An 18,246-nucleotide genomic window follows, 5' to 3' on the forward strand; every position below is an offset into this window, starting at 1 on the left:
CGGTGGACAACGCGCTCAGCGAGCGGGACCGGGTGCAGCTGCTCGGTGCGCTGACGAAGGCGTTCCCCACGCCGGAGCGGCTGCGCGGCATCCTGACCGACATCGGGTACCCGTCGAGCCGGATCCCGGGTGCGGGCCTCAGCGTCGAGAACGGGTGGCGCACCGTTCTGCAGGAGCTGGATGCGGGCCTGCTGCCGGACGGCTACCGTTCCCTGCTGCGCGCCTTGATCCAGTACTACCCGGCCAACCCGACCTTCCAGCGGCTGGCCACCAGGTACGCGCCCGAGTCGCCGCCCGCCGACCCGACCTGCCATCTGCTCCTGAAGACGGAGGAGCATGCCGAGGGCCTGCTGGAGCAGGCCCTTTCCGCCGGCGGAGTCACCGCGCACCAGCTGTGGAACTCCGAGACGGCGGCCCTGTACCGCCTGAACACCGACGACATCGCGGCGGTGGAGGGGCTTCTCGGCGGTACCGACCTGAAGTGGAACGCGATTCCGCCGGGCGCCCCCACCTATCTGGTGGGCGAGCTCATCGTGCAGGGCCCCGACGGTCAGCGGTTCCGACTCTCCGACGTACCCGCCCAGCAGACCGTCGGATCGGTCGCCCAGCAGGTCGTCGGGCACTACCTCGACGCTTCCGACGAGCATCATCGACCCACGGTGGTCGACCGTCTGCTCGACGACGGCCGGTCGGAGCGTCTGGATCCGGAGGCCACCCTCGACGAGGCGGGCATCCTCGACGGCGCATCGGTTCAAATAGGCTTCGAGGCGAGGGCCGGAGCGGTCAACCCGGGATGGCGCGATCAGGCTCTGGTCCGGGCACAGCACCAGATGACGGCATTCGCGCTGGATCATCCCGAGGTCGTGGTCACCGCGGATCTTCCCCGCATGGCAACCTGCTACGAGGTCGAGTTCGACGCGCCCGGTTTCGGCCCGCCGCCCGCCGGCGGAACCGAGCCGGTACCCATCGACCGTCACGTGGTGCAGATCCGGCTCGGCGCCGACTTCCCGGTCACCGCTCCGGTCGTGTTCTGGGTCACCGAGGTCTTCCACCCGAACGTATTCCCGAACTACGACTGCGCCGAGTCCGCGGCACAGCCGTCCCTGCGCGGGCTGGTCTGCCTCGGCGAGCTCGCGGAGGCGTACGGGCCGGCGCTGGACTTCGGCCGGCTCTGCCAGAGCCTGCGCGACCTGGCCGGGTACCGGAACTACAGCCTGTTCGACACCGAGGCCGGTGACACGTTCAACAACTTCTTCGACCGGTCGGCCGCCGCCTGGGCCGGTGGCAATCAGGACCGCATCGTGGCGATCGGCGGGCGCCCGCTGCGCCCCGCCGTCACCGAACCCCGGCCCGGCGGATTCCGGCCCGGCATAGAGGCGTTCCCGGCATGACGTCGGACACCACCGTGCGGGAGGCACCGGGCCGGCCGGCCCGGACCGGCCTGTTGCGTATCGAGAGGGTGGAGGAGCCGCCGCCGAAGCCGGTGCGCCTCGCCGACCTCATCGGTGTGGCCGGCGTGCGACCGGCCACACCGGACGGCTGCCCGGTCGTGCTGATGCGCCCTGCCGCGGGCCGCGCGTTGCGGCCGGACAGCTTCCCCGCCGACTCGGAGCAGGGCGGCTTCCTGCTCGGCCGACGGTTCCGGGACGCGGACGCACCGCAGCGGACCGTGCTGGAGGTGACCGAGGCCAGGGCCGCCCGCGGAACCGGATCGCGCTGCACGTTCACGTTCCCGGCCGAGAGCTTCCTGCGCGTCGGCCGGCTCGTCGCGAACAGCACCGACATCGAACTCCTGGGCTGGTACCACACCCACCCCGTGGCCGTGTACCCAGGACATGGCATGTCGGACATGGACGTCGAGCTGCACCGCACCGTCTTCCGGCGCCCGTGGCAGATCGCCGTCCTGGTCAACCTCGAACCGTCCTGCCGGGGCCTGCGCATGTTCCGCCTGGCCGGCGGGCGCTTCCACGACATCCCGTTCACCGGCGTCCGCCGGGCGGGCGCGGTGGTCGCATGACCGGGGCGCCCACCGCCGACCGCCCGAGGGTGGAACACCCGGAGGAGATCAGTGACGGCGAGGCCGTCCGGCTGGTGCACTGGCGAGAGATCGACAGCATCGCCGGGTACCTCGCGGCCGGGCTGTCCGTGCTGGTCAGGAGCGAGGGTGACCTGGTGCCGCATCTCTGCGCGGCGGTGCTCACCCGTCGCACCGACCTGCGGCCGGTCGACGCGAACACCGCAAACACGATCGCCGAGGAGGTGAGCGGCGCGCCGGCCGGACAGGCGCTCGCGCTCGCCCATCTCGACGCGGCGGTGGCGAGCCACCACGGCACGCCGTCATCGGGCCCGCGGCAGCTCGTCGATGCCCTCAACCGGGAGCCCGACCGCGTCGTGCTCGGCTTCGTCGATCCCATGAGCGACGTACCGCGCGCGCTCGGCGAGCGGTTCGGCGTCGAGGTCCTGGTCGATCCGCTGCCGCCGCTGCTGCACCTGCGCTCCGGGACGGTGCCGATCGGGCGTGCCCTGTTCACCCGGGCGGAGGCCGCGATCTTCGCCGACTTCGACGAGGCGACGGTCTACTCCTGCCTGGTGAGCCTGAACGTCGTCGGCATCCGGCGGCTCCTGCGCTCGCTCGTCCATGCGGCCGGGGCACGGGAGGAACGCCTGCCGCTGGCCCGGCTGGGCTCGGAGGCGGTCCGATTCCGGCGGCGAACGGTGGCCAGGTGGGAACTTCTCCAGGCGCCCGCAGTGCGGTACGCCGACGTGGCGGGCTACGCCGTTGTCAAGTACGAGATGCGCGACCAGCTCACCCGGTCGCCGCGCACGTCGGCCGGCGTGCTTCTGCACGGACCCGCCGGCAACGGCAAGACCCTCATCGCCCGGGCCGCCGCCGGGGAGCTCGACGCGAATCTCGTCGTGCTGTCCTGCCGTGCCACCCCGCACCGCGATCAGCAGCTGCTCGAGCACGCCGGCGCCCTGCTCGAACTGGCCCGCCGCACCGCACCCGGCGTGCTGCTGATCGACGACCTGGACGCCCTCGACGACGCCGGCCACACCGCCGGCGGCTGGTCGCTCGGGAACACCCTCCTCGCCCACCTGATCGAACGGATCCAGCGAACGGCGGGTGCGCAGCAGGTGCCCCTCATCGCGACCACCCGCCGGCCGGAGACGATCGATGCGGCCCTCCTGCGGTCCGGGCGTCTCAGGCCGGTCGGCGTGGGCCTGCCCGACCTCGACGCGCGCCGCTCTCTCGCCGCGCACTACGCCCGCCGGGTCGCAGCGCCGGTCGACGGGGCGCTGCTCGACGCCGTGGCCCGGGCGACCGACGGATTCAGCTGTGACGACATCAGCGCCATGTGCCATGCCGTGGCGACCGGCGATCCGGACGATTCCGCGCCGAGCGCGGCGCGCCGGTTCGGCGAATACATCGGGACGATGCACAGGGCGAGACGGCGCGCCTCCGCGCGGCTCGTTCCGCCGGTCGATCCACAGTCGCCCGGCATCGGCATGGTCAAGACCAAGACGGGTCGCTATCAGCTGGATGACCTCGCCGTGATGGACAAGTCGGCTGCCGTACGGCTCGGCACGCCGGGCGAGGACACGACCCCGGACGTCGTCCATCATGGTCACTGATCTCGTCCGGGTGCGTGTCCTCGCCGTACCCGACCTCGATGACGACCGCGGCCACGCCGGGCCCCGGTGCGTGTGCGCCGAATGGGCCCTGGAGTGGAAGGACCACCTGCTCCGCGGCCTGCCCGCCAGCGCGCGCGGGCGGATCGACCTGGACGTCGAGATGGCCCACCCGCGCCCGGCCGAGGGCGAGGCCCTGGCGGCCACGGCGCGGCTCGGCGTGCCCGGCGTCCTGCTGACCCCACCGGTCCCGGCCCAGGCCGATCCGGCGGCGGCCGACCGCCTGGTCGTTGCGCTCACCGATCGAGGACCCGGCCCGGCGCACGCGGCGACCCTCGCACCGGATCAAGACAACGGCCGGTACCCCGCCGACGTCGCCGGCGCGGGACCGGCGCTGCGCGACTCCGCGCGCGACGTGGTCGCCGCCAAGGTGGAGGAGTTCGGCCCGGACCTCGTTCTGGCGCTCGGCACCGGCAGCGTCGTCGCGTACGAGGCGCTGGCGGCGTCGCACTGCCGGGTCCCGCTGTTCGTGTCGATCCGTTGCCCGCTCGCCGTCCCGCGCGTCTTCGCCTCGCTCACGCCCGCGCCGACGCACGCGCTCGGCGCCTGGCCGGCCGCGGCCGAGCACTGGATAGACCTCTACGACAGGCGTGACCCGGTGGCCGCCCGCCGGCCCTTGATCGACCACTTCGACGGCCCGGTCGCCGATCGGCCGGTCAGCCTCGGCGCCGACTCCGCCGGCGAGCGGGAATACCTCTCCTGCCCGACGCTCGGCATCCTGCTCGAGGACTTCTTCGGGCGCCGCCGGGTCGACCGTTCCCTCCCGGCGGAGCTGCGGGCGGTCCTCTGCGAGGTGTGTGCGGACGAGCGGGCCATCAACGGCCTGCTCCAGGACATCGGCTTTCCCATCGCCCGGCTCTCCTCCTTCGTCGGCGCCGACGAGCGGTGGGCCGAGGTCATGCACGAGCTCGTCAGCGGAACCCTGCTCAACGGCGTCGACCGGCTGATCGAGCGGGCCCGGCACCGCTACCCGGACAACGCGCGGTTGCAGCGGCTACGCCGGGAGTGCAACCGGCCGGCATCGTCGCGCCGATAGGAACCGATCAAAGGCGGGCGCGCACCGCGGAGAGCAGATCCGCCGCGACGGTGGACCACGGACGGAGTTCACCCAGGAAGGCCGCCACCGCGGCCGCGTCGGCGAAGGCCGCCTCGCGGCGCTTGACGACCCCCAGGATCTCCTGCCCCCACGCCACCTCTGGATCGGGATGATCGTCGACGATCATCCTCCGGGACTGTTCGGGAGGCAGGAACTCCCGGAGGTACCTGCCCAGCCCCGACTTGGCGCTGGCCAGCAACGGCGTGCCCTGCTCGATGGCCTCCACCCCGGCCAGGCCGAAGCCGTCCGCCCGCGAGGGCATGAGAACCAGCGAGGAGCTTCGCAGGTTGGCCTCGACGCGCCTCTTGTCGACGGTGTACACGCGCGGCAACACCTCGAGTGAGGACGGTCCTGCCCACGAGATCATCTGCTCGCGCAGCCGGTCGCCCTCACCGGGTGGCACGCCGCGAACAAGCAACTGGAGTTCCGGTCCGTGTCGCAGGTGCTGGGCGGCGTAGGCGACGGCGCGTGCCGCGATGTCGACGCCCTTCAGCTCCGCGTCTTCGAGACGGCCGAACAGCAACACCCGGACGGGTGAACTCGGCGGCACCGGGCGGACGATCGGGGGTGGCATGAAGCCGGGGTCGAGTCGAATGATGTCGGAAGGATTCGGGAAGCCCCACAGCTCCAACTGGAACAGGCCGAACACGCCCGGTCCCACCGCCGCCACCAGGCCCGCCGACTCGGCGAGGTCGACCTCGATGTTGGTCCGCTCCTCGGCGGAGAGCGACCGGTCAATCCCTCCGTGTGGCTTGTGCCATTCGATCTCGTCCGGGGCCATGTGGACCAGGTGGACACCCAGCGCCGCGGGGTAGTGGTCGCGGCAGTGCGCCTGGGCGGCCGGTCCGGTGATGCGCCCATGGCCGATGACGACATCGGGCGGACCGCCGATCAGCGTCGGCGGGCGGTACAGCGCCTCCTGCGGCGAGGACCCCGGCGACGCGATCGCCTGCACGAGACGTACCCGCTCGGCGGCCGCCGCGTCTACCTCCACGCTGGTCGCGCTGGCGGCCAGGCAGGTCACCTCCGCACCGGCCTGGGCCAGGGCCACGCAGAGCCTGCGGTTGTAGGTACTGAGACCGCCGGCGTGCGAGGACCACTCCGTCGCCACCACGAGTATCCGCAGCGGCGGGCGAGACCGGGGTGCGACGACCGGCGCCGCCGGGTGGTCCGCGCCGGGCGTCAGCATCCGGGCGATCTCGTTGAAGACCCGATTGTGCGGATGCACCTCGAGAGCGAGGGCCAGGAGCTCCCGGTACCCCCGCGACGCCGCGGCCACGTCGCAGTGGTGCGCGACCGAGCGCCAGAGCTCCTCGACGGTCTCGCGCCGGTCGTGAAGCCCCAGGGTCTCGGCGGCGGTGTACTCGCGGAGATGCCGTATGCGGCCCCAGGTGTCGAACACCATGATCAGCTCATCGAGGAGCCGCATCCGGTCCGCGGCCGTCAAGCTGTCGGTGGACATCCGCCTCCCACCACCGAGTCCGGCACCCCGCTTCGGTCACCGACACCATACTGTCAGCCGACGATCAATGGCGGCCGGCGTCATCCGGAGGCAGGATCAGTAGACCCAGCGCAGTGCGGCCGCCACGTCCTCGTCCGGCACCTCCCGGAACCGCTGCGCCTCGGCCCGGCGCACGGCCAGCACCGCGCCGGTCAGCACGTCGCCCATCGCGTCCCGCAGCGGCGGGCACCCGGACAGCGCCTGCGCGGCGTCGTCCAGCGTGGTCGGCAGCCGCCGGATGCCGCGCTCGGCGAGCTCGCCGGGGGAGAGGGCGGCCGGGTCGCCGGTCACCGGCGGCGGCAGCCGCAAACCCTGCCGCATGCCGTCGAGCACCGCGGCGATCAGCGCGCCGAACAGCAGGTAGGGGTTCGCCGCCAGGTCGAAGCACTTCACCTCGAGGTTGGCCGCCGACTCCTGTTCGCCCGCGTCGCCGGTGACGAGCCGCAGCGCGGCCTCCCGGGTCTCGTGACCCCAGCACGCGTACGCGCCGGCCCAGTGCGAGGGCACCAGCCGCAGGTAGCTCGCGACCGACGGCGCGCCGATCGCCAGCAGGGCCGGCAGCAGCTCCAGAATGCCGGCCGTGGCGGCCTGCGCCTCGTCGGTCAGCCCGTACGGTCCGGGGCCGCCGCTGAACAGGTTGCGGCGCTCGCGCGCCACGGACAGGTGCACGTGCCCGCCGTTGCCGACCCGGCCGGCCAGCACCGAGGGGGCGAACGACGGCCGCAGGCCGTGCCGGTGCGCCACCGCCCGGATGGTCTGGCGCACCAGCAGGCTGTCGTCGGCGGCGCCGACCGGGTCGCGGGCGGCGACGGACAGCTCGAACTGGGCGTCGGCGTACTCGGGGTGCAGCTGCTCGACCTCGACACCCTGCGCGTCCAGGGCCGCCAGCAGGTCCCGGGCGTAGTCGCTCAGCTCGATCAGCCGGGTCGCACCGTACGCGGGGCCGGTGCAGGCCGGGACGAACTCGTCGGTGCCGGCCCGGCCGAGCGCCCACTCCACCTCGATCGCCGTCTTGAAGGTGAGGCCGGCCGCGGCGGCGCGTTCCACCATGGCCCGGGCGAAGCCGCGCTGGCAGGTTGGCCACGGGTCGCCGGCCTGCGAGTACCGGTCGACCGGGGCCCACGCCCAGCCGGGCTGGGCCGCCAGGGTGGTCAGCCGGTCCAGGTCGGGCACCAGGCGCAGGTCGCCGTCGGGGCCGCCGACGTGCTCGCTGGCGGTGATCGAGTCGTCGGTGAGGAAGACGTCGAAGACCGGCGACATCCCGACGCCCCAGCGCGCGGCCCGCGCCAGCCGGGCGGTGGGCACGGTCTTGATCCGCGTGACGCCGGCGGTGTCGACGTACGGCAGCACGATGCCGTGCACCCCGGCATCGCGCAGTCTGCCGGCCGCGTCCTCGGCCCGCGCCGCCAGCTCGTCGGCGTCGCTTCGCATCCGGTCCCCGAACATGATCCGCTCCTGTCAGCGTCGCAGCGCGTACACCCGTTCGGCGTTTCCCGCGCCGATCATCCATGCCACCCGCTCGGCGTCGGGCGCCGACCACGAACCCGCGGCAACCCATCCGCCCAGCACCTCGGTGAGCCCCCGCCGGAACAGCTCCGCGCCCAGCAGGTGCAGCTCCGGCAGCCCGAAGGCGTCGGAGGAGTAGAGAACCTTGTGGAACGGGGCCAGCTCCAGCGACTCCGCGATCACCGCGGCCGCCCGCGCGCCGACGTGGTTGACCGCCAGCCCCACGTCGAGGTAGACGTGCGGGAAGACCTGGGCGAGGTAGCCGGCCTGCCGGTGGTACGGGTAGCAGTGCAGCAGCATGATGGCGACGTCGCGGCCCTGCACCGCGCGCAGGAACCCGGTCAGCAGCGCCGGATCGCTGCCGGCCAGGTCGAGGTCGGGATCGCCGAATCCGGTGTGGATCTGCACCGGCAGCCCGCGTTCGACGCCGGCCCAGAGCACGTGCCGCAGCAGCACCGGGTCGTCGAGGCGGGCCTGCGCGGCACCCTCGGCGCGGCGCAGCCAGCGCCCCGCGGCGGCCCGGACCTCGGCCTCCGACGGCGGCCCGGGCGCGATGGCCAGGCCGTGCCGGTAGGCCAGGACGGACTTGACCGCGTGCGCGTGCTCGGTGGCGGCGGCCAGGGCGTCCGCGTACGCGGCGGCGAAGCCCCCGGCGCTCACCCCGTCCCCGGCGACCTGCTCGGCCACGGCCTCCAGTCGGACCACCTCGGCCGCGGCGGACCCGGCCAGCGCGGCGAGCTCGGCGGGGGTGAGCAGGTCCCCGGCCCGGAATCCGGTGTCGACCAGGAACGTGGCGACGTTCGCGGCGCTCAGCAGCCGGCGGTTGACCTCCGCGGGTCCGAGCCGGGCACGTTCGCGCAGATAGTCGTCGGCGGCCGCGTGCGGCGCCAGCCCCAGCAGCGGCGCGCACCAGCGCCGGATCGCGAAGCCGAGCTGGGAGTCGAGCGACGTGCAGCCGGGCGGTGCGGCCTGACCGGCCTCGGTGGCCAGCAGCTCGAAGCCGGCCCGGTCCAGCGGTCCGCGCACGGCGCCGTGGCAGTGGTGGTCCACCAGCCGCACACCCTCGAGCATCACCGCTCCGGTCATCGATGTCGCGCCGCCGCGACTCCGGCCATTGTCCAGCGTCACCGGCGCCCGGCCCGCGCGGCGCGCCGCCCCGGACGTTACCTGACGAACCCGGGCAATCTCACCGCCAGCCCTGCCCGTCCTCGATCTCGGAGCGCAGCTCGCCGGGCAGGTCGGTGAGGATGTCCGCCACCAGGATGCCCTCGTTGTGGAACTTGACCAGGCGGCGCCCGCCGTCCTCGTGCGCGTACGGCGCCGGATCGACCGGCCGGAAGCGGCGGTGCATCGCGACCACCTGCCAGGCGTCGTCGAACACCGGCGCGCCGGACGAGCCGCGTACGGTGTCGGTCAGGTAGCGGATCTGCTCCTTCGACCGCCCGGCCCCGACGAAGAAGTTGTTCCGGATCGCGTACCGCAACGGCCCGCCGCCGGGACACTGAACGATGTTCAGCCGGGAGCCGGTGGTCAGCTCCGGTCGATGGCGGGCCACCGGCACCGGCCGTCCCGCCAGGGCGTCGTCGGGGGTCAGGCGGATGACCGCGTAGTCCATCTCGCGGTTGACGGCGGCCAGCTCGCCCGCCCGCACCACCGTCGGCCGGGCGCCTTCGGTGTGGTAGTCGAACCAGGCCTCCGCGCCGGCCGTCTGTGCGCGGATCTCCGCTGTGGTGGCGGGGCGCTCAGTGCCGGCGCGGGCCTCGACCACGTGACAGTTGGTGAGCAGCAGGCTCGTCGTGATCAGCCAGCCGCTGCCGACCGCGCCGACCGGCGAGGCCGGCCCGCCCTCCTCGTAGCGGGGCACGAGCAGCCGCGCCACACCCGCGCCGGCCCGCTGGGCCCGGGGGAAGAACCCGCTGTCGACCCACTCCCCGTCGCCGCCCGAGACGATCGCCTCCGGCTGGGCCGGCAGGTCGAACGACGGCTCGTCCCCTCCGTACGCATTCTCCAGAGCCGACTCCACCTCGGCGAGGCGGCGGCCCAGCTCCGTACCGGCGCATCGGCGCCACGCGTTGTGGGCGACGATCACCGCGGGCCGTTCACCGTTGTCCAGGCGGCCCAGCTTCTCCACCTGGTCGACGATGTTGGTGAGATCGACGAACTGGTTGTCGGCCCGGTTGAGCGCCGCGCGGACCGGGCCCGGTATGCCCGTCAGCAGGGCGGTGCGTCCGGCCGCGCTGTCGGCCCCCGGCGCCTCCATCAGCGCGTCGATCAACTCGTCACGCAACCTGGATCCGAGTCCGGCTGTGGGCACGGCACCACCTCGTTCAGTCGAAGTGGATCGTAGGGGCGGCGAACGCCGGATCCGGTGTCGGATCGCCGACATGGGACCGGGGCGTGCCACCGCAGCGTACGTCGCCGACGGTCACCATCTTGGATACGCTTCGGCTACCCCAGAGGAGTCGCGTGTCGATCGGAGTGACGGTGGTGGTGGACCTTGGGTGGCGGGCCGGTCGGTGATACCTCATGATCTCCGCCTGCTGCTCGTGGAGAAGCTCGCCGATCTGCCGATGCTGTCGCAGGGCGACCTGGGCAGCAGGACGGCGCTGCTGGCCGGCGTGCCGCACAGCGGATCGCTGAACCGGAACCACAACAACGTGCGAGGCGACCTGCTGCTGATCGTCAGCCAGCTCGAGCAGACCTACGACCGCGGCGGCGGCTGGCATCTGCTGGGGGTCGTGGACAACGCCGCCGCCGGCGTGGAGGGCACCGAGCTCGGCAGGGCGCTCACCGAGATCCGGGCGCAGCTGGTCCTGCTGGACAACGGGCTCCGCGCGGCACGCCCGCAGCCGTACGAGGTGGCCCAGATTCACCTGCTCGACCTGGTGGGGCCGGTGCTGTCCGGTGTCGGGCTGCTGCCCGGCGCGCCGGCGACCAGTGGTTTCGCCCTGTTCACGCCGTCGTCACGGATGCTGAGGTGCTTCTGCGAGAGCCTCAAACACCACAGCAGCCTGCTGCGGTGGAGCCGCGATCAGGTGACCACCATGGGGGTACCCCTTGTGGTGGATCCGGTCTCGACCCCGGTGGACGTGGTGCTTGAGAAGCTGGCCAAGCTGGGCCCCCTGCTGGCCCGGCAGCACGTCATCGTCCCGGCGTACACCGCCGAGCCCGAGGCCGCCGCCGAGATCTGGAAGCGGATCGACCGCGGCCTCGCCGCCGACGGGCGGCACCACCTGGTGATCGCGTTCGGGCTGCCGGCGGGCAGCCCCGTACCGGACGGCGTGATCGCGCTGCCCGAGCCGCGCTTCGCGATCGCCGACGTCCGGAAGTGGGTCGACGACATCGGCAGCAGCATGCCGTGGGACCAGAACCTCGTCGAGCGCTGGAGAAAGGTGGTCCTCGGTGAGTTCGCCGCCTTCGATCATGACCGCCTGCCGGTCGACCTGGTCTACGACCGGTTGGACGCGCACTGCGGCCTGGTCCAGCTCAACCGCACGCCGGAGGAACTCTTGAACGCTTTGGAGATGCACGAGGCCATGGACTGGAGCGCCCGATGAACGGCCGGATCAGCTACGCCGACGCGCTGAAGAGCCTGCCGCGGACCAGGCTGCTCGAGAAGGTCGAACAGGGGCCGGTGCGGCAGACCGACTGGCCGACGGTCGAGCTGGCCGCCGAGCCCTACCTGCCGAGCGAGGACCTGGTCCGGGTCACCGATCTGGCGCTGACGCTGGGCAGGCCGCTGCTGCTGCAGGGCGAGCCGGGGTGCGGAAAGACCCGGCTCGCACACTCGGTCGCCTATGCGCTCGGCACCCCGCTGGAGACGGCGTACATCAAGTCGACCAGCCGCGCCCAGGACCTGATCTACACCTACGACGCGGTCCGCCGCCTCTACGACGCGCAGATGGGACCGTACGGCCCGACGGGGGGACACGGTGAGTCGCTCGCCCGGTCCGCCGCGAACTACGTGGGGCTCGGGCCGCTGGGCCGGGCCATCGCCCGCGCACAGTACGGCCGAGCGTCGACGGTGCTGATCGACGAGATCGACAAGGCGGATCTCGACTTCCCCAACGACCTGCTGTGGGAGCTCGACCGGATGGAGTTCGAGGTGACCGAGGCGCCGGAGATCGGGTACAAGGCCGGAGGGCTGCGCCCGTTGGTCATCATCACCCACAACGAGGAGAAGCCGCTTCCGCCGGCCTTCCTGCGCCGCTGTGTCTACTACTACGTCGAGTTCCCGCAGACACCGTCGGAACTGGACGCCATCCTTCGGCTGCACAACCTGAACAGCCCGTTGTCCGGCCGCGCCATCGAGATCATCGGCAAGCTCCGCGCGATGGACCTCACCAAGCAGCCCGGCCTGTCCGAGCTGCTCGACTGGGTGCGCTACGAGGAGTACGCCGGCACCACGCCCAGCGAGCTCGCCATGCTGCCCGACCTGGAGGCGATCCTCAAGGACCGCGGCGATCAGCAGCGCGCCAGGAAACAGGCGCCCATGTCATGACGGTGCTCTGGGACCTCTTCCAGCAGTTGCGGCGCCGGGGTCTGGCCGTCGGCCCCGCCGAGTACGAGGCCGTCCGTCAGGCCCTGCGTTCCGGCCACGGGCTGTCCAGCCGCGCCGAGCTGCGCGCCGTGTGCACGGCGGTCTGGGCCAAGTCCCGCGCCGAGCAGGCCGTCGTCGGTGCGCTCTTCGACCAGCACTTCCCGGACGAGTGGCGGGCGGACGACGTCCGGCCGGAGAAGCACGCGTCCGCCGGCGCCTGGTTTCTGCCGACCGCGCGAGACGCGAACCGGCCGGGCCCGGCGAAGCCGGGCGCCGAGCCGGCGCCGGGCCGGGCGGCACTCACCATCGCCGCCACCGGCCGGCTGCCGGCCCTGCGGGTGACCGAGCCGCTGACCGGCCCGGCACAGCACATCTTCCTGCCGCAGTTCCCGGTCGATCAGCGGACGGTGGCGCAGGCCTGGCGGCGGCTGCGCTGGTCGGTGCGAGAGGGACCGGCCACCGAACTCGACGTCGACGCCACGGTCCGCCGCCGGTCCGACGCCGGGGTGGTGACGCCGCCGGCGCTGCGGCCGCGGCGGCGCAACCGGGCGAAGCTGCTCCTGCTGGTGGACCGGCAGGGCTCGATGGCGCCCTTCCACACCTACGTCGAGGAGGTCTGCCGCACGATCCGCAGCACCGGCCAGCTGCGCGAGGTCGAGATCCGCTACTTCCACGACATCCCGTTGCAGGGCAACGACCCGGCGATGCTGACCTCGCTCGGCGGAAGCCCATTCCCGTCGCTGGACCCGGTGCTCGGCCAGATCCAGCCGCTGACCGACGGCATTCTGATGACCGACGACCAGCTGACCGTTCCGGCCTCCGCGTTCGAGACCCTCGAGCGGTACGCGCGCAACGCGGCGGTCGCCGTGATCAGCGACGGGGGAGCCGCGCGCGGGCGCTACGACCTCCTGCGCCTGTTCGACACCGTCGCCTTCGTCAAGGGCCTGCACACCTGGACCCGGCGGATCGTCTGGCTCAATCCGTTGCCGCCCGACCGCTGGACCGGCTCCACCGCGGCACAGATCGCCCGGCACGTCCCGATGTTCCCGATGACCGTCGCCGGCATGCACCGGGCGGTGAACCTGCTGCGTGGCCACCCGGCGCGGGTGCCACGGCCGGTCGGCGGTGGTACGGAATGACCTCCGCGCTGTCGACCGGGCGCCTGGACGACTTCGCCCGCCGGCACGGGTCGACGATGCTCCTGCTCGCCTGCCACGCGGCGCTCCCGGTCGTGCTCGACCCGGACTTCCTGCATCTGCTGCGGGTGAACTACTTCCTCGACCCGCCGAACGTGCTTGCGTACGACGCCGAGTCCACGTTGCTGCTGTCGGCGCTCTGCGACGAGATGGGCGACGGGCTGTACGCGATCGCTCCCGAACTGCGCGACCTCCTGCTGGAGCGGCTGATCGCGGAGGCCGGGGCCGTCCGCCTGCAGGACGTGTCCCAGCTGCTCTGGGAGTACTCCCGGCGGGGCAGGCCCTGGCAGGGCCGGCCCGGGCTGGCCGAGGCGCAGCAGCTGACCGCGCTGAACTTCCTGCGGCCGGCCGCGGCACGCGACTGGCTGGACCAGGCGGGCCGGCGGCCCGGGTCCGACGGCACGGACGCACGGTGGATCGTCGCGATGCGGGCCGACCTCGACGCTCGCAGCACCGCGGTCGAGGACGCGGAACGTCGCCTGCGGGCCGTGGAGCCGACTGCGGCCCCGGCCGAGGTGCCGGCCGAGGTGCCGCGGGCACCGATTCGCCGGATACGGTATGCGGCGCCGGTCCCGGCCCCGGCACCCATCAGCCACGGGGGGCAGAGCGCCACCGTCATGCAGAAGGCCATCCGGCCCGATCACGTCGACTTCTACCTGAACCGGGGCTACGACCGGGTGGGTGGCTTCGTCCACCGCCTCGGCGAGGTGGAGCATCTCCGCACCCCGGAGCAGCTGATCGTGGCGCTCGGTCTGGGCCACGAGGGGTCACCGTTCGAGCCCGGCCTCAAACAGATCCACGTCCTGCGCTGGCCCGCGTTCCTCCCGAGCATGTACCGCATCCCCTATGGCGGACGGGACGAGCAGGCGTTGCGGGCCATGGCGGGCTGGGTCATCGAGCGGCCGCCGTTTCGGGGCAACGGGTTCGCGCCCGGTGACGGCAGCGACGTCATCGCCGAGTTCAAGGTGGACAGCATCCGCCTTCCGCACGGCGCGCAGCTGTGGCGCATCGACGCCGACGGCACCGAGCGGATGATCGCCTTCTTCGACGACGACCGGCAGTTCTGGCGCCGGGTCATTCAGCGGTGAGGGGCACGCCTACAGCCAGTTGTTGCGGCGGAGGTAGTAGTAGATGCCGCCGGCGAGCGTGACGATGACGAGGCTGCTGGTGATGAAGCCGGCATGGTGCCCGAACCCGGGATAGGGGATGTTCTGGCCGTAGAAGCCGGTGACGGCGGTCGGCACGGCGATGATGGCGGCCCACGCCGCGAGCTTCTTGGTGATCTCGTTCAGCTGCGCGCTCTGCTCGTTGAGCTGGGTGGCGGCGATGCGGTCGACCCGGTCGCCGGCCGCGTCGACGGTCTCGCTGGTGTGCAACGCGTGATTCTGAACGTCCTGGTAGTAGAGGCTCAGTTCGGCGTCCACGAGGTGGCTGTCGGTGCGCATCAGCCGGCCGACCACGTCCTGCATCGGTGCGACGACGCGGCGGAGCGCGGCGAGATCGGCGCCCAGCTCGTAGGCGCGGCGGCGGATGTCGACCGCCGCGCGGGCCTGGAACAGCCGGGCCTGCAGCTCGTCGATGGCGTCGTCCAGCCTCTCGACGGCCTCGTAGTGGCCGTCGACGACGGCGTCGAGCAGCCCGTAGACCAGAATGCCGATCTGGTTGTCGTCGGTGATCAGGTCCGTGTTGACGTCCCAGCGGGCGATCAGCGCGTCGATGTCGAAGTCGTTCTTCCGCACCGTGATCAACGCCCGGGGCGTGATGAACATGCTGATCTCACCGGTCGCCAGGCCGTGCGAGCCGGCGGTCGCCGAGACGGCGTACAGATTCGCGAACAGGTGGTCGCGGTAGCGGTCGACCTTGGGCCGCTGATGCGGGCTGATGGCGTCCTCGACCGCCAGCGCGTGCAGGCCGAACTCGTCGGTGACGATGGCCAGGTCGTCCTCGGAGGGGTCGTAGAGGTCCAGCCACACGACCGCCGCCGGGTCGGCCGCGAGGCGCTCGCTCATCTGCTCCGCCGGAAACCCCTCCTCGAGGAGTCTCCCGGCGCGGTACAGCCGCGTCCGGGCCGGGCACCGCGGCGGTACGGCCGATGAGGCGCTCGGCGCGGCCGGCCCCGGCGTCTGCGGATCCCCCGCCGCCGTGACCGGCCGAACAACGGGAGCGCCCCCGTCGGGGTAGTCGGAGTCGTGCGGTGTCTTCGGCAGATCGGTCACAAGTCCCGAGCATGCCACCCGCCGACGTCACCCGGGAGCGGCCCCGGCGGGTAGGACCAGCCGGAATCCGATACCGCGACGGTTCTCGATCCACCGCGGGTCGCCGAGCTTGCGGCGCAGTGCCGCGACGTGGAAGTCCAGGGTCTTGCCGCGGCCGAAGAAGTTCGGCTCCCACACCGTCTCCAGGATCCGGCGCCGGTCCACGACCGCGCCGGGATCGGCCGCCAGCAGGGCGAGCAGCTGATACTCCTTCGGCGTCAACGGCAGCACCTCGCCGCGCAGGCTCGCCTGCCGGGTGCGTTCGTCGATCGTCAGCGGGCCGAGCCGGCCCGACACGGTGGCCCGGGCCGTGCGGGTGCGCCGGCCGATCGCCCGCATCCGGGCCACCAGCTCCCGGGTGCTGAACGGTTTCGGCATGTAGTCGTCGGCGCCGATCTCGAGGCCGAGGACGCGGTCGGACTCGTCGCCGCGGGCGGTCAGCATGATGATCGGGACGTCGCTGACCTGCCGCAGCCGGCGGCACACGTCGATGCCGTCGATGTCGGGCAGGCCGAGGTCGAGCAGCACGAAGTCACCCAGCGGCGCGCGCAGCGCCTGTGCGCCGGTGACCACCCGGTGCGTGGTGATGCCGTACCGGGCCAGCCCGTCGGCGAGGGGCTCGGCTATCGACTCGTCGTCCTCCACCAGCAGAACCCGCACGACGCCTCCCGGCCACCCGAAATCCCCGCGACAGCATGAGGTACGGCCGGCGGCCCCGAATGGTTGAACCCGCAGGCCCGGGCCGACGTACCGATGGCTGTGATCCGCCGCCTGCTGCTGACCTATCTGTCGCTGACCCTGGTGGTCCTGGTCGGCCTGGCGCTGCCGTTCGGGTACGTCTACCAGCGCGGCGAACAGCAGCACGCTCTCGCCCAGCTGGAACACGATGCGGAGACGCTCGCCGCGTTCATCGACACCGCGCTGCGGCTGGACCAGCAGAGTCAGATCGAGTCGCTGGTCCAGGACGCGGCGCGCCGGTGGGGCGCGCGGATCGACCTGGTCGACGGCGCCGGCCGGCCGGTGGTCGGCACGCGGACCGGCGGCTCCGCCACCCCGCCGCTTGCGGCGGTGCTGGCCAGTCACACGCCGGTGATCAGCGAGATCGGCGGCGGCATGATGTCGGTGGCCGTGCCGATCCATCCCGGCAAGCCGTCCCAGGGCGCCCTGCGGGTCAGGGTCTCGAGCGCGCCGCTGACCGCCCGGATCCACCAGTTCCGGATGGTGCTGGCCGGGGTCGGGGTGGTGGTGCTGGTCTGCGGGGCGCTCATCGCGCTCGCCCTCGCCCGCTGGATCGGCCGGCCGGTCCGGGAGCTGGAGCGCGCGACCCGCAACCTGGCCGACGGCTCCACCACGCCGGCGTCCATCGCGACCGGCCCGCCCGAGCTGCGCCGGCTGGCGGCGACCTTCAACACCACGGCGGCGCGCCTGCAGGAGCTCATCGCCACCCAGCGGTCCTTCGTCGGGCACGCCTCGCACCAGCTCAAGACGCCGCTGACCGCGTTGCGGCTGCGGTTGGAGAACCTGGAGCCCGACGTCGCCGACGGCGGCGGGGCCAACCTGCGGGCGGCCCTGCTCGAGGCCGACCGGCTCGCCACCCTTGTCGACACGCTGCTCGCGATGACCCGAAGCGAATATCGGACGATGCCGACCGAACCGGTCGCGATCAGCGCGGCGGTGGCGGTGCGGACCGCGGCCTGGGAACCGGTGGCCGCCGATCGCGGCGTCGTCCTGACGGCCCGCGGACCGGAGCGGGTGACCGCTCAGGCCGTACCCGGCGCGATGGAGCAGATCCTCGACAACCTGATCTCGAACGCCCTCGACGTGGCGCCCGCCGGCAGCACCGTCGCCGTCACCTGGCAGGCCGGGGAGACGACGGTCGAACTCCATGTCGTCGATGCCGGCCCGGGCCTGACCGACGAACATCGCGCCCAGGCCCTGCGGCCCTTCTGGCGCGCTCCCGGCGCGCTGAAGGGCGGCACCGGCCTCGGGTTGGCCCTGGTGAACCAGCTGGCCGAGGCCAGCGGCGGCCGGGCCAGGCTGGACGCCGCCGCTCCCACCGGCATCGACGCCGTCGTCGCCCTGCCCGCCTAGTTTCCGCGATCAGTCATCGTCGTCGCCCGAGAGGATCGTTCCGTCGACGGCGTCGACGTCGACCTCCCGTTCGTCTCCACCCAGCGAGAACTCCACCTCCCAGATCGGGCCGCCGCCGCGTTCGTCCAGCTCCGCCTCGATGATGCGGGCGCCGGGAAACCGCCGCGTGACGATCGCGCCGGCCTGCACGGCGTTGACCGGGCGCGGCCCGAACCTGGCATCCAGCTCCGGATCGATCTCGATCTCGAAGCCGGCCGGGGAACGGGTCGCGTCGCGGGAGTCCTTCGCCGTGGCCAGGGCGGTGCCCGCCAACAGGGGCAGGCCCACCCCGGCGACGCCGGCCGCGACGAGCAGGATCTTGCGCATGTGAA

At 72.7% G+C, this 18,246-nt stretch carries 15 protein-coding genes and 1 pseudogene; 9 read left to right on the forward strand and 7 right to left on the reverse strand.

The annotated features are described in order from the left end of the window. The first annotated feature begins 2 nt into the window (after nt 1–2). From AB0B58_RS37450 to AB0B58_RS37465, 4 genes are read left to right on the forward strand one after another with little or no spacing between them, the layout of a single operon-like run. Nucleotides 3–1,391, forward strand: coding sequence for an effector-associated domain EAD1-containing protein (locus AB0B58_RS37450; RefSeq protein ID WP_360234311.1), 1,389 nt, complete (start codon nt 3–5; stop codon nt 1,389–1,391). Beyond that, entirely contained in the window at nt 1,388–2,017 is a 630-nt protein-coding gene (locus AB0B58_RS37455) for a hypothetical protein (protein ID WP_360234314.1), read from the forward strand. The genes AB0B58_RS37450 and AB0B58_RS37455 overlap by 4 nt, the downstream gene beginning before the upstream one ends. Next, the gene (locus AB0B58_RS37460; protein ID WP_360234317.1) at nt 2,014–3,633 is read left to right on the forward strand and encodes an ATP-binding protein; all 1,620 of its coding nucleotides are present in this window, start codon (nt 2,014–2,016) and stop codon (nt 3,631–3,633) included. The genes AB0B58_RS37455 and AB0B58_RS37460 overlap by 4 nt, the downstream gene beginning before the upstream one ends. Next, complete coding sequence (locus AB0B58_RS37465) at nt 3,623–4,726, forward strand: effector-associated domain EAD1-containing protein (protein ID WP_360234320.1); 1,104 nt, start codon at nt 3,623–3,625, stop codon at nt 4,724–4,726. Before AB0B58_RS37460 ends, AB0B58_RS37465 begins: the two co-directional genes overlap by 11 nt. A gap of 7 nt (nt 4,727–4,733) precedes the next feature. Here AB0B58_RS37465 and AB0B58_RS37470 read toward each other — a convergent pair whose 3' ends face one another. The 4 genes from AB0B58_RS37470 to AB0B58_RS37485 form a co-directional block, all read right to left on the reverse strand. Beyond that, complete coding sequence (locus AB0B58_RS37470) at nt 4,734–6,248, reverse strand: glycosyltransferase (RefSeq protein ID WP_360234323.1); 1,515 nt, start codon at nt 6,246–6,248, stop codon at nt 4,734–4,736. Nucleotides 6,249–6,344: 96 nt separating this feature from the next. Beyond that, nucleotides 6,345–7,733: a glutamine synthetase family protein gene (locus AB0B58_RS37475; protein WP_360234326.1), complete on the reverse strand. Its 1,389-nt coding sequence runs from the start codon at nt 7,731–7,733 to the stop codon at nt 6,345–6,347. A 12-nt stretch (nt 7,734–7,745) separates the two neighbouring features. Further along, nucleotides 7,746–8,879, reverse strand: coding sequence for an amidohydrolase family protein (locus AB0B58_RS37480; RefSeq protein ID WP_360234329.1), 1,134 nt, complete (start codon nt 8,877–8,879; stop codon nt 7,746–7,748). A 100-nt stretch (nt 8,880–8,979) separates the two neighbouring features. Further along, complete coding sequence (locus AB0B58_RS37485) at nt 8,980–10,107, reverse strand: serine protease (RefSeq protein ID WP_360234332.1); 1,128 nt, start codon at nt 10,105–10,107, stop codon at nt 8,980–8,982. Between the two features lie 187 nt (nt 10,108–10,294). Between AB0B58_RS37485 and AB0B58_RS37490 the strand changes: the two genes are divergently transcribed. From AB0B58_RS37490 to AB0B58_RS37505, 4 genes and pseudogenes are all read left to right on the forward strand, one after another. After that, the gene (locus tag AB0B58_RS37490; RefSeq protein ID WP_360234335.1) at nt 10,295–11,350 is read left to right on the forward strand and encodes a hypothetical protein; all 1,056 of its coding nucleotides are present in this window, start codon (nt 10,295–10,297) and stop codon (nt 11,348–11,350) included. Further along, entirely contained in the window at nt 11,347–12,294 is a 948-nt protein-coding gene (locus AB0B58_RS37495) for a MoxR family ATPase (RefSeq protein ID WP_360234338.1), read from the forward strand. The genes AB0B58_RS37490 and AB0B58_RS37495 overlap by 4 nt, the downstream gene beginning before the upstream one ends. Further along, nucleotides 12,291–13,472: a hypothetical protein gene (locus AB0B58_RS37500; RefSeq protein WP_360234341.1), complete on the forward strand. Its 1,182-nt coding sequence runs from the start codon at nt 12,291–12,293 to the stop codon at nt 13,470–13,472. Before AB0B58_RS37495 ends, AB0B58_RS37500 begins: the two co-directional genes overlap by 4 nt. 572 nt (nt 13,473–14,044) lie before the next feature. Beyond that, nucleotides 14,045–14,617: pseudogene (locus tag AB0B58_RS37505) on the forward strand (hypothetical protein); the annotation flags it as partial. Between the two features lie 9 nt (nt 14,618–14,626). Here the strand turns inward: AB0B58_RS37505 and AB0B58_RS37510 are convergent. Together AB0B58_RS37510 and AB0B58_RS37515 are read right to left on the reverse strand one after the other, a co-directional pair. Then, the gene (locus tag AB0B58_RS37510) at nt 14,627–15,745 is read right to left on the reverse strand and encodes a magnesium transporter CorA family protein (protein WP_360234344.1); all 1,119 of its coding nucleotides are present in this window, start codon (nt 15,743–15,745) and stop codon (nt 14,627–14,629) included. 27 nt (nt 15,746–15,772) lie between these two features. Then, nucleotides 15,773–16,444, reverse strand: a complete 672-nt coding sequence (locus AB0B58_RS37515; protein WP_360234347.1) for a response regulator transcription factor — start codon at nt 16,442–16,444, stop codon at nt 15,773–15,775. Nucleotides 16,445–16,537: 93 nt separating this feature from the next. Here AB0B58_RS37515 and AB0B58_RS37520 point away from each other — a divergent pair, with 93 nt between their 5' ends. Further along, entirely contained in the window at nt 16,538–17,875 is a 1,338-nt protein-coding gene (locus AB0B58_RS37520) for a HAMP domain-containing sensor histidine kinase (protein WP_360234349.1), read from the forward strand. A 9-nt stretch (nt 17,876–17,884) separates the two neighbouring features. Here AB0B58_RS37520 and AB0B58_RS37525 read toward each other — a convergent pair whose 3' ends face one another. After that, entirely contained in the window at nt 17,885–18,241 is a 357-nt protein-coding gene (locus AB0B58_RS37525) for a PepSY domain-containing protein (protein ID WP_360234352.1), read from the reverse strand. Nucleotides 18,242–18,246: the final 5 nt, after the last annotated feature.

It is taken from the genome of Actinoplanes sp. NPDC049118, assembly GCF_040648555.1.
Classification (GTDB): domain Bacteria; phylum Actinomycetota; class Actinomycetes; order Mycobacteriales; family Micromonosporaceae; genus Actinoplanes.